The organism is Spirillospora sp. NPDC127506, assembly GCF_040302145.1.
GTDB lineage: Bacteria > Actinomycetota > Actinomycetes > Streptosporangiales > Streptosporangiaceae > Spirillospora.
This window is the reverse complement of record NZ_JBEORG010000009.1, coordinates 38,085-49,788: the sequence shown is the minus strand read 5'-3', so window position 1 is coordinate 49,788 and position 11,704 is coordinate 38,085. Positions and strand designations below refer to the sequence as shown.

General features: G+C 71.8%; 10 protein-coding genes. 8 read left to right on the top strand and 2 right to left on the bottom strand.

Annotation, left to right across the window (positions count from 1 at the left end; genetic code table 11):
- The first annotated feature begins 88 nt into the window (after positions 1–88).
- The 8 genes from ABTW95_RS11895 (at position 89) to ABTW95_RS11860 (ending at position 6,227) form a co-directional block, all read left to right on the top strand.
- A complete protein-coding gene (locus ABTW95_RS11895; protein WP_396449825.1) occupies positions 89–1,117 on the top strand; it encodes an SPFH domain-containing protein in 1,029 nt (342 codons plus the stop codon).
- A gap of 12 nt (positions 1,118–1,129) precedes the next feature.
- Positions 1,130–1,459, top strand: coding sequence for a hypothetical protein (locus tag ABTW95_RS11890; RefSeq protein ID WP_500226253.1), 330 nt, complete (start codon positions 1,130–1,132; stop codon positions 1,457–1,459).
- 136 nt (positions 1,460–1,595) lie between these two features.
- Complete coding sequence (locus ABTW95_RS11885) at positions 1,596–2,138, top strand: hypothetical protein (protein ID WP_396449823.1); 543 nt, start codon at positions 1,596–1,598, stop codon at positions 2,136–2,138.
- 233 nt (positions 2,139–2,371) lie between these two features.
- Entirely contained in the window at positions 2,372–2,641 is a 270-nt protein-coding gene (locus ABTW95_RS11880; RefSeq protein WP_067795563.1) for a WXG100 family type VII secretion target, read from the top strand.
- A gap of 102 nt (positions 2,642–2,743) precedes the next feature.
- Entirely contained in the window at positions 2,744–2,992 is a 249-nt protein-coding gene (locus tag ABTW95_RS11875; protein WP_396449822.1) for a hypothetical protein, read from the top strand.
- Between the two features lie 3 nt (positions 2,993–2,995).
- A complete protein-coding gene (locus ABTW95_RS11870; RefSeq protein ID WP_500226252.1) occupies positions 2,996–5,152 on the top strand; it encodes a hypothetical protein in 2,157 nt (718 codons plus the stop codon).
- A 110-nt stretch (positions 5,153–5,262) separates the two neighbouring features.
- Positions 5,263–5,733, top strand: coding sequence for a hypothetical protein (locus ABTW95_RS11865; RefSeq protein ID WP_500226251.1), 471 nt, complete (start codon positions 5,263–5,265; stop codon positions 5,731–5,733).
- 62 nt (positions 5,734–5,795) lie between these two features.
- Positions 5,796–6,227, top strand: coding sequence for a hypothetical protein (locus tag ABTW95_RS11860; protein ID WP_396454748.1), 432 nt, complete (start codon positions 5,796–5,798; stop codon positions 6,225–6,227).
- On the opposite strand, the gene ABTW95_RS11855 is transcribed toward ABTW95_RS11860, so the two are convergent.
- Complete coding sequence (locus ABTW95_RS11855) at positions 6,228–10,643, bottom strand: type VII secretion EssC family protein (RefSeq protein ID WP_396452122.1); 4,416 nt, start codon at positions 10,641–10,643, stop codon at positions 6,228–6,230. It lies immediately after the preceding gene.
- A gap of 83 nt (positions 10,644–10,726) precedes the next feature.
- Entirely contained in the window at positions 10,727–11,668 is a 942-nt protein-coding gene (locus tag ABTW95_RS11850; RefSeq protein ID WP_500226250.1) for an NAD-dependent epimerase/dehydratase family protein, read from the bottom strand.
- Positions 11,669–11,704: the final 36 nt, after the last annotated feature.

Genomic DNA, 11,704 nt, shown 5'->3' with positions numbered 1-11,704 from the left:
GTCTGGTGACCGGCGGAGCCCGGACACGTCCTCCGCCGTCTCATCGGGGACCCGCGAGCCGAGTGGTGCGGGTGTGAGAGGAGTGATCGTGGCCAAGAAGGAGTCGTCCGCGGGCGGGAACCGGTTCTCCGGGCTGAGCAGGCCCCGCCGGCGCACCGCCGTCATCGCCGCCGTCCTGCTGGTCGTCGTCGGCTGGCCGGTGCTGAGCGCCCTGTTCGGCGGGTTCGAGCGGACCAGCGGCGGTGAGATCGCCGTCGTCCGCAACGGCGGGTTCTTCGACAACAACAGGATCCGGCAGGTCATCGACCCCGGCTCCGGGCGCGTCTGGATCGGGCTCTACTCGCAGGTCCACAAGTACCCCGCCCAGCAGCGCTTCTACACGATCACCTCCGACGCCCGGAAGGGCGACGAGACCGGCGTGGACGTCGTCACGGTGCCGAGCTCCGACGGCGTCAACATGGGCATCGAGGGGACGCTGTACTTCACCCTCAACCAGGACCACGCGGCGCTGAGGGACTTCGACGAGAAGTACGGGACGCGCAAGTTCCGCAGCGCCGGCGGTGAGATGTACAACGTCTACGACGGCGACAAGGGCTGGTCGGCGTTCCTCGACCAGATCGTCCGGCCGGTGATCGACAACGATCTGCGCAGCCAGATCAACAGCTTCCGCTGCGCCGAGCTGGTCTCGTCCTGCGCCCTCGTCCAGAACGCCTCCGCGCAGCCGAAGAACGTCCAGGCCGTCGGGCAGAAGGCGCAGAGCAACAACGCCAACATCGCCAAGGTGCAGAACGCGATCAACACGAGCCTCGCCGCCGACCTGGAGCAGACGCTCGGCGGGAAGTTCGTCACCAACATCCACTTCAACCTCGTCCGGATCACCCTGCCGGAGAAGGTGCAGGACGCCGTCGACCGCGCCCAGGCCGCGTTCGCGCAGGTCAGCGAGGCGCAGGCGAAGGTCGCCACGGCCAAGGCGGAGGCCGCGGCCAACAAGGCCCGGCAGAACGGCTACAACAAGTGCCCGACCTGCGCGAGGATCGAGGAGCTGAAGGCGCTCCCGCAGGGCATCACCGTCTACGCGCCCGGCAACCCGAACGGGGCGCTCCTGCGGGACAAGTGACGGAGGCCGAGCGTGCGGTTCCTGATCGTTCTGGCCGCGCTGGCGGTGGCCGCCGCGGTGGTCGTCCTGCTGATGTACGCGTTCGCCGACCGCTCGTCCGCGGGCAGGGCCGCGATCGAGCGCGGCGCCCGCTGGGAGGCGCACACCGAATCGTCCGGCGGGGTGACCACGGTCGTCGTCCGGCAGGTCACCCGGAACGGCGCCGGCGACCTGCTCGCCGAGCTCGGCCGGCAGACGGTCGCGGCCATACCGGACGGCGACCCGGAATGGGAGCAGCGCTATCACGAGGCGATGGCGCAGGCCCGTTCCCGCGTCGCCGCGCTGCAGAGCGAAGCGAACTGACCTGCCATTTCCCGGAAAGGCCCGCGCTCGCCACCGCGGCGGCGCGGGCCTTCGCGGGAAAGCGCCGGCTCGGCGCCGCACCGACCGGTGTACCCTCGGCTCGAATCTGCCCCCACATGATCAGCGGGAGGCGCCGATGGTGCGCCCGTGGCCCCGGGCCGGCCTCGCCGTCGCCCTGGCGGCGTGCCTGGCGGCGCCGTCGTCGGGCGTCCGGCGGGACAGCCCCGCCGTGGAGGACTACCTCACCCGGCAGCTCACCGCCGTCGCGAGCACCTTCCTGCAGCGCCGCTCCCAGGCGCTCGTCCCGCACCACGACCGGGACCGCCGCGACATGCCGACCGAGGTCCTCGGCGTGCGGATCTCCCCGAAGCTGGCGCGCTCGCAGGCGCGGGCCGTCCGGGAGCTGGAGACCCGCAACCGCGCGCCCGTCGAGGGCGGCCCCGCCTACACCGGCGCCCGCACCCGGCTCGACCCGGCGCGCGCCGTCCGGTCCGGCGACCGGATCACGCTGGAGGCCGTCGAGCACACCGAGGTCCGGTACGGCGGCGGCAAGGTCGTCCAGTCGGTGCGGCGGCGGTTCGTGTTCCGGACGCGCGGCGAGCAGATCACCCTCGTCGCCGAGCGCGTCCTCGACCCGGACGCCCACCCGGTCAACGACCCGGTCATCCCCGACCGCTGACCCGCTTTCCCCTGAAAACACTCTGAAATGCCCTTGACGGACAGTAAGTAAGCTCGTCACAACCCCGCCGTGGCCACATCCGGACACCGCAAGATGGTGCGATTAGGGCAGTTTCGGGGGACGACGGGCGAGGCGCATCTGGATTGTCGTGAGAGATGGGGCGTAAGCTGACGCCATTCTTTCCGCACCACGACGCAAAACGTTCGGCGATCAGCGACGAAAGGGCCGGAGCGATGGGCGACAAGCGCGGAGCCAACCTGGGCGAACTCGAGGAACTGTCCCGCATCTTCAGCAAGCACTCGCGCAACCTCGACGCCCTGATCAAGGACCTGAACGGCCGCACCGTCAGCAGCAGCGCCGCCTGGTGGGGCCCCGGCGCCGACCGCTTCCGCGCCGCCTGGGCCGAGGCCAAGACCGCCTTCGACAAGATGGCGCTGGCGCTGGAGCAGGGCAGCCAGGACATCCGCAAGTCCCAGCAGAACATCGAGGCCGCCACCCGCTGACCCCCCTGAGCCGCGGGTCCCGGCCCATCCCCCCGAGGCCGGGACCCGCATCAGCTCCCACCCCGGCGTCCCCGCAGCCGCCCCACGCCAGAGGGACTCTCCGTGAGCAAGCCGACGCCGCTGCAGCTGCAATTCCTCCTCGGCCACATCCAGACGCTGTCGGACCAGCACTGGCACCTGTTCACCGCCTCCCGCCAGGCCATGGACGACCGCGCATGGGTCGGCGGCAGCGCCTCCCGCGGCTTCGCCCGCGACCTCGACGCCAACGACGCCGCCCTGCACACCGAGCTGCGCAAGGCCCTGCAACTCGTCCGCGACGAGCTGGACCGCAGCCCGCTCCGGAAGGGCTGAGCCGTGGGCGACACCTGGCTCGACCCCGACACCTGCGGCGTGAAGCTCGCCGAGTTCGAGCACATGACCCGGCAGATGACGCAGGCAGCCCCGAAGCTGGCCGAACTCGCCGACAAGCTGTGGCAGGCGCTGCACGCCGCCCAGGTGAGCACGGCCCCCGCGATGGAGATCAAGCGCATCGCCGCGTGGGCCGACAAGGCCGCCTCCGACCTGCGCCGCCGCAACCAGCTGGCGCACGACCTCGACCGGCAGAAGCTCGCCTTCGTCGTCTGCCACCAGGACGGCGACTACCTGAAGCTCCCCGACCGCTACACCGACCAGGTCGCGTACGCCGCCGGCCGCCGCAGCGCCGACCTGTTCCGCCGCGCGGCCGCGGGCGACCCCGAGGCCAAGGCCGCCCTGCGCCGCCTCCACGCGGAGGACATCACCCCGATGTTCGCCAAGGGCCTCCTGGAAGCCCTAGGCCCCGAGGCGCTCCTCAAGCTCCCGATGGACCTGATCGTCCCGCTGGCCGCAGACGTCCGCCACAACCGAGAGGGTGCGGACGCCAACGCCGCCGAAACCCGCGCGACCCTGGCCCTCCTGGGCCGCAGCCTCGCCCTGGCGACCCGCCCCGACACCGGGGCCTACCTGGGCGACGACTACCTGCGCAACCTCACCCTGGCGGGCCGCAAGAACTTCCCGCCCCTCAGCACCCCGCCGAACGGCACGTCCGGCTACCAGTCCCTGGGCGCCCTCCTGACCGCCGCAGGCGACACCCGCTTCTCCACCCACTTCATCGAGGTCGTGGGCAGCGACATGATCGCCTACGACAGCCGCCTGCGAAGGCCGCTCGGCCAGGAGCCGCTCCCCACCCTCGCCGGCAAGGCCGGCCTCGGCAACGCGCTGGACCCCACCGCGACCAAAGTCGTCCCCAGCGACCGCAAGACCGACTTCTTAGCGTCCCTCTTCACCGCCGCAGCCGTCGCCGGGAAGGAGGCGTCCCAAGCCCTCCTGACCCACGTGTACATGGGGCCGTTCCAAGAGGGCACAGAGCCGAACTTCAAGGGCTCGACCCTCCAGTACCTACTCCACGACCGCCGCCCCACTTGGGGCCTGACCGACCACGGCACCGCCCTGGGCAAGACCATCCAGGCCGCCGCCATCGGCAATGACAAGGAGTCCACCCGTCTGGCCTTCGAGGCCAGCAAGATCCTCGTAGCTGACGCCCGCAAGAACTTCGTGGTCAAGGACGGCAAGATCCAGGTCGGAGACAAGGCGCCGCTCGACGCCCTCATGGACAACGCTCCCGCTGACGCCATCGCCCGCCCCAAGCACTACGACGAACTGTCGGGCCTGCGTCCTGCCATGGCGACTGTCCTGGTCGCGCATATCGAGAACCTGCACGACATCCGCCGGGTAGCCGATGAATCCCGCGAGCCGGGCTCCACTGGCCTGACGGGATCGGATCTCGACTATCTGCTCTTGGACGTCACCCGCAGCGCCAAAGCCTACGAGACCCTTCTCCTGGGCCAGGTAGCCCACGCCAAAGTCGCCATCGACCGCTCTGTCGCCCACAACGGGGACCTGGCGAACATCATTGCCGCTGAGGGCGGCATGTTCGGCCGTATCGTGGAGGCGCGCCACCAGTCGCTCGGCGCGGAGAATCTGCGCCTCGCGAATGACCTCGCCCTGATGCGCAACTACATCGGCTTCGGCCTCGGCATGATCCCCGTCGAGAACACTCCCATCGCCAAGGTGCCCATCGCGGGCGACTTCTTCACCGCGACGGTTGGCAGGCTCGCCTCCAAGATCGCCGACGTGCTGGCCACGAAGCTTGCCGACAAGGAGGACCCGGCAGTCTCCGCGCCGACGACCGATGTCGAGGGCGTGGAGCGCCTCTTCAGACAGATGATCGCCTCTTCGCTGGTGGCTCATGGCCGATATCCGGCGGACTCTCTCCACGGGAGGTCTTTCGTGGACGGACATGACAAGATCATTCCCGTGGAGCAGATGACCCCATTGCAGCTCGAAGATTTCATGCGTTGGGCGAGCAACAAATTGCCGATCGAAAAGCATGGCGAACATGTGACTCTCTCCATGGAGGTCGGCGCAGAGAAGGCCGTGCGGAACTATGTGAGCTCCGACGGATCCGAAGTTCCAAAGAGTGTTCGCAAGTGATTCCCGCAAAAATCCGTTTTGCTTTCTTATCGGTACTGCTGGTCCCGTTGAGCCTCGGCTGTGACGGGGGCGGTTCTGCTCCTGCCCCGCCGCGTCCGGTGAACGAGCCGGTGAGCGACAGTCGCCCCTACCTCTGCGATCTCGTTCCGGAGCGTGCTTTCAGGCAGGTGACGGGTTACTCCGGCGCGCTCACATCGAGTTGGGACGGGCCGCAGACCGACAACGGGCTCTGCCTGGCGTCGGGGACGGGCAACGAGTGGCCGCTCGGCGTGAGCTGGGAGTACCGGAACGGAGAGAAGACCGTTCGCTTTCAGGAGCGGAACTGGGCTGACAGCGATCCCCACAAGGTTCCCGCCGAGTTGGGCAGAGGGCTCGCCGTCGTCATCCACACCGCCGGCGCCAACAAACGTCCCAACTATGTGATCGCCGTCTTCAAATGCGGGAAGAAGCGACCGTGGATCAGTATTGATTTTGCGCCGGTGGTTCGGGGGCGGGACGCGGTGCAGGACATGTTCGACTTCATGCGGATCGCGGAGAAGCGGTTCGGGGAGATCCACAAGTGCGAGGTGAGGCCGTCATGAGTAAAGGGCCTGCCGTGCGGGCTGCGGAGTTCGAACGGCGCATCCGGTGTGCGGTGTGGGGGATGGCCGTCACCATGGCGCTGACCGGGTGGACGATGGCGCCGTGGGTCGAGGTGGACGACACGCCTCATGTGCTTTGGGAGCTCGGCGCGATGGAGGCCGTGAGCGCCCCCAGCCGCTGGCTGCCCCTGCTGATGATGACCACGCTTCTGCTGGGAGTGGCGGCGAGTGCGGCGGCGACGCGCGTGCTCTCGTGCGTGACGTGGCTGGTCGGCTGCGTCACCGTCGTTTCGACATTGGCCTTCTCTTTCGAACCGGGCGGTGCGGAGTACGAGCTCATGTACGGCGCCGCTTATGCGTTCTATTTGTCCGTGGCGTTCGTGGTGGTGTTCTTTTGGGTGTGGCGGTCGGCGAAGGGCGGGCCGGAGCCGGAGAAGGTCGCGCAGTGGATGGATCCGTCGTTCGGGACCGTGGACTACCGGCGGCGGCGGTGATCAGTCGGTGTTGGCGGGGGGTGGGAGGGCCACCTGGATCTGGGTGGTGACCCCGGTGGCCACGAAGAGGCCGCGGCCGGTGGGGCCGCCCAGGGGGGCGTTGCGGGGGAGGCGGAGGCCGAAGAGGTCGCCGTCGTCGGGGGAGTCGATCGACAGCAGGACGCCGGAGCGGGAGCGGCGGGTGTCGGAGAGGAAGCCGCGGTAGCCGCGGCCCAGGTCGGCGGTGGTGCCGCCGATGACGACGGCGTGCTCGCCGTCGCGGGCCGTGCGCAGCACGTCGCGGAGGGCGTCGTCCAGGTCCGTCTCGTCGAGGAGTTCGGCGTCGTCGACGACGACGGCGTAGCGGTGCTCGTCGCCGATGGCTTCGGCGAGGTCGTCCGGGTCGGCGTCGGAGGTGAGGAGGCCGAGGACGCCCGGGCGGCTGGAGAGCAGGCGGAGCGGGGAGCGGCGGGGGGTGATCAGCACGACCGGGACCAGGCCGCCGCCGACGGACGGGTCGAGGAGGGAGTGGACGATCGTGCGGAGGGTCGTGGAGCGGCCCGAGCGGGGCGGGCCGGCGACGGCGAAGCCGGGGCCCTCGTTCAGCAGGTCGATGCCGACGGGGGCGAGGGTGTCGCCGCCGACGCCGACCAGGGCCCACAGCGGGGACGGGGCGGTGAACTCGGGGTCGAGCGACATGGCTTCGCGGTAGGTGACGCGGACCGGCAGCTCGTCGACGTGCAGGGGTCGCCGGCGGCGGGGGAGGCGGCCGTAGCGGGAGACGCAGGTACGGGCGATCTCCTGGAGGACCGCCACCTGGGAGGTGCCGGACGGGTCGTCCCCCAGCAGGCCGATCTGGGATTCGCGCGGCGGCGCGCCCGGCGTGGTGGGCTCCAGGGCGCGGCCGGGCGGCATGGCGGCGGGGACCTGCTTGTCCTGGAGGCCGCCGTAGCCGTAGTCGTTCGGGTCCGCCATGCGCAGGATGAGGCGGCGGTCGAAGACGGTGGAGATCTGGCCGCCGAGGCCGGAGCGGTCGCCGGTGAAGACGGCGCGGAGGCCGACGGCGGCGCCCTCGCGCAGGAGGCGGATGACCTGGTCGACGAGGCGGCCGTAGTCGTAGTGCTCGAACGCGCCGAGGAAGCCCTCCCAGCGGTCGAGGAGCAGCACCATCCAGGGGAGCCGGTCGGTGGCGGCGACGGCGGTGCGCTGCTCGGCGAGGGACGCGAAGCCGGCCTCGGCGAGGAGCTGCTGGCGGCGGGCGACCTCGGCGGCCAGCGCGGTGAGGAGGCGTTCGCAGCGGTCGAGCTGGTCGCGGGTGACGACGGCGCCGCAGTGCGGCAGGGAGATCAGCGGAAGCAGCGCGTTCGCGCCGCAGTCGATCGCGTACAGGTGGGCGTCGTAGGGGGAGCAGGACACCGCCAGCGAGCCGGCGATGGTGCGCAGCGCGGTGGAGCGGCCCGACTGGGCGGACCCGGCGAGGTAGAGGTGGCCGCCGGAGGTCAGGTCGAGCGCCAGCTCCTCGCGGGACTGGACGGCGGGCAGGTCGGTGACGCCGAACGGGATCGGCGGGACGTCCACGACGGAGCCCCCGGCGGCGGTGCGGGGCGCCAGCCTGACCTGCTCGGGCAGCGGGCTCAGCCACGGGGACGGCCGGCGGCCGATGCCGGCGCGGCGGGCCGCCTCGTCGATCGCCTGGACGAGGACGCCCAGGTCGGTGGCCGTCGCGGTGTCGTCGGCGGCCTCGCGGGGCGCGGGCAGCGGGTGGCCGAGGCCCTGCCAGGGCAGCGGCAGGACGGTCGGGCCGGCGGCGGGGCCGGCGCCGGGCCGGCGCCCCCCGATCCGCGCGGACTGCACGGCCTGCGGCGCCGCCACGCCGGAGCGGACGTAGCAGCGGCCGGGCGTGGACTTGGAGATCTGCGCGGCGTCGGGCGAGTCGAGGACGTCGGTGGACTCGTCCGGGTCGGTGACGCGCAGCGCGATCCGCAGGTTGGTGTTGGCGCGGATGTCGGCGGTGACGACCCCGGCGGGGCGCTGCGTGGCGAGGATCAGGTGCACGCCGAGGGACCGGCCGCGGCGCCCGATGTCGACCAGCCCGGTGATGAAGTCGGGCAGTTCGGTCACCATGGCGGCGAACTCGTCGATGACGAGGACCAGCCGCGGCACCGCCGGCAGCCGCGGGTCGGTGATCCGAAGGTCGTTGTAGTCGTCGACGTCCTTGGCGCCGGCGTCGAGCAGGATCTCCTCGCGGCGGCGCAGCTCGGCGGCGAGGGATTCGAGGGCGCGCTCGGTCGCGTGGCCGTCCAGGTCGGTGACCATGCCGACGGTGTGCGGGAGGCCGGCGCAGTCCTTGAACGCGGCGCCGCCCTTGTAGTCGATGAGGACGAACGTCATCTCGTCCGGGCGGCTGGCGACGGCGAGGGACGCGATGAGCGTCTGCAGCAGCTCCGACTTGCCCGCGCCGGTGGTGCCCGCGATGAGCGCGTGGGGGCCGTCCGTCCGGAGGTCGATCTCGTAGGGCCGGCCCGAGCCGAGGCCGATGGGGACGCGGGTGGTGCGCCCGCCCGTCCGGTTCCACGACTGGAGGATGTGCTCGGCCGTGGGTTCGGGCATGTCCAGGACGTCGAGGAGCCGCACGTCGGCCGGGATCGCGTCTTCGGCGTCCTCCCGGGACACGTCCCGGACGGGTGCCAGCGCGCGCGCCACCCGGTCGGACCAGATCGCCGAGACCTGGTCGGCGACCACGGGACCGATGGCTTCGAGCCCCTGCCCCTGGAGCCGGACCAGTGACGGCCATTGCGGCTCCCATGCGGCGACGGCCTGGCATTCCTCCGGGAGGAGCCGCTCCTCGTCGTCGATGCAGATGGCGTAGAGGCCGTACTCGGCGCCTCGCGACAGGAGCATCGGCATGCCGGGTATGCGGCGCAGCGCGCGCGCTCCGTCCAGCACGATCAGGATGTTGTACGGGGCGGAGGGCGCCCCGTCCCGCCCGAAGAACGACGACTCCGACTGCGCGGCGCGCCGCCGCTCCGTCACCCGGATCGCGAGTTCGGTGACGCGGTGCGCGGCCGACTCGGGGTCGGTGCCGACGAGGGCCACGCAGTCCTCGCCTTCGCGCGGCGCGCAGTGCGGCAGCCAGCGCACCCAGTTCCATTCGTTGCCGGCCCGCTGGTCGGCGGACAGGACGACGATGGACAGGTCGCGGGGGCTGTGCAGGACGGCGGCCTGCGCGACGAGCCACCGCGCCAGCCCGCGCGACGCGTGCCGCGGGCCGGTCAGCCCGATGACGCCGAGGTCGGCGAGCGGCAGCACCACCGGGACCTGCCGGGCCGCCGGGATCCGCACCTCGCCCGGCTCGCCGGTCAGCTCGATGCGGGCGGGCAGGTCGGCGAGGCCGGCCCGCAGGTGCAGCGCGTCGGCGTCGTCGCGGCGCCGCTCCCACAGCCGCCGCCGCGGCCCGGTCGCGGTCAGCAGCACCTCCGCCGGGTCGGGGTGCAGGGCGCGCCGCTCGGCCTCGTCCTCGCGGCGCAGCCGCTCCATCTCCCCGTCGAACTCGCCCGTCCTGCGGTGGTACTCCTTCAGCGCCTTCTTGTAGGACTTGCGGCCGTGCAGCCGGTCGCCGACCCATTCGCCGAGCGTCATCACCGGCCAGGCCAGCGCGAACAGCGCCCACCACCACTGGCCGAGCGCGAACGCCATGACGAGCCCGAACGCCGAGAACAGCAGCGCGCCGAACAGCCGGAGCCGCTCGCGCGGGTTGCGTTCGGGGCGCTTCGGGACGTCCAGCGTCCGCACCCGGGGCGGCGGGAGCAGCCGCGGCGGCCGGTTGAACGCCAGCCCGCCGCCGGGCAGCGGCTCCAGGTGGGTGTCGGGCGCGGTGCTCGGCGCGAGCGTCAGCACGCTGCCGCCCACCGTCAGCATCGCGCCGGCCGGCCAGATCGTCTTCGCGCCGAGCGGCGTGCCGTCCAGCGCGGCGGAGCCCTGCATCGTCAGCGCGGACGGCTCGACCTCGACGGCCTCCCGCCCGACCGTGAGCCGCAGGGACCGGGCCGGGACGGACGGGTCGTCGAGCACCACGTCGACGTCCTGGCCGGACCCGATCGTGCTGGTGCCGAGGCCGAGCCGGTGCACCGACCCGGCCGCAGGGCCGCCGACGACCCGCACCTCGACGAGGCCGGTCGGCTCGGCGAGCACGGTGGCGGCGGCGCCGCGCTGCTCGACGGCGACGACGGCGCCGTCCCGCAGCTCCTTGACGGCGAGGGCCTGCGGGTCGAGCATGCGGCCGTCCATCCACAGCGCCCGGCGCGGGCCGTGCCCGTCCTTGGCGAGCAGGGCCGCCTTGGAGAACCGGGGGGTGAGGGCGGGCGCGGGGCCGTCCAGAGTGGCGGCGAGGGACTGCGCGACCCCGCCCACGGTGACCTCGGAATCGACATTTATCACGACATCGCGAGGTCCTTCGCCGGTCAGCGCCGTGAACGAGATCCGCATCCGAGCCTCCGACGTCTCTGGAATTCCCGTTCAGCTTAATTACCGGCCCCCGCCGTTTCCCGGTAGGCGGCGACGATCGTTCTGAGGGCGTCGTCGAGCGGTGTGGGAGCCAACCCGAACGTCGCCTGGAACGCGGAAGAGTCCAGAATGTAGGGCTTGTCGAACTGGTAGCGGGTCTCGCGCAGCTCCCTCATCATCGGCGAGAACAGCCCTAGCGCCTTGAACACGCCGCGCGGCACCTCGTAGATCCGCGGTTCCGGCGCGCCGGCGATGGCGCAGAGCCGCTCGGCGACCTCCCGCGTGGACACGGCCGGGCCCGTCGGGACGTGCCACGGCCTGCCCCACGCCCGCTCGTCCGTCCCCGCGATGGCGAGCGCCTCGGCGACGTCCGGCAGGTAGGTCCAGGCGTGCGGGACGGACGGGTCGCTCAGGTACGGCACCCGCTTTCCCGCCAGCAGCGGCTTCACGAACCGCGTCTCGCCGATGTACGCCTGGTCGGTGCTGCGCGGCCCGTAGTAGTCGGACGCCCGCAGCTCGGTGGCCCGGACCCGGCCCGCCTCGTGCGCGGCCAGGGCGTCCTGCCACATCTTGGCCCGTACCCGTCCCTTGACGCCCGTCGCGGCGAGCGGCAGGTCCTCGGTCATCGGCCCGTCCACCGGCCCGTACCCGTACAGGCAACCGAGCGTCACGAGCACCGCGCCGGTGTCCTCCGCCGCCCCCAGGAAGGACGACGCCATCGGCGGCCAGTCCCGCGGCCACCGGCTGTACCGCGGGTTCACGCAGTTGTAGAGGGCGTCGGCGCCTTTGGCGACCTCGGTCAGCCGGGCCCGGTCCTCGACGTCGGCGGCGACCCGCTCGACGCCCGCGGGCCCCGACCCGGACCGCGTCACGACGACGACGTCGTGCCCGCGCTCGATGAGCCGCTCGGCCAGGTGCACCCCGACCTGCCCGGCTCCGACGATCACGTGCTTTCCCATGGTGTTTCTCCTCTGCTGGTTCTCGCCGGACGCGGC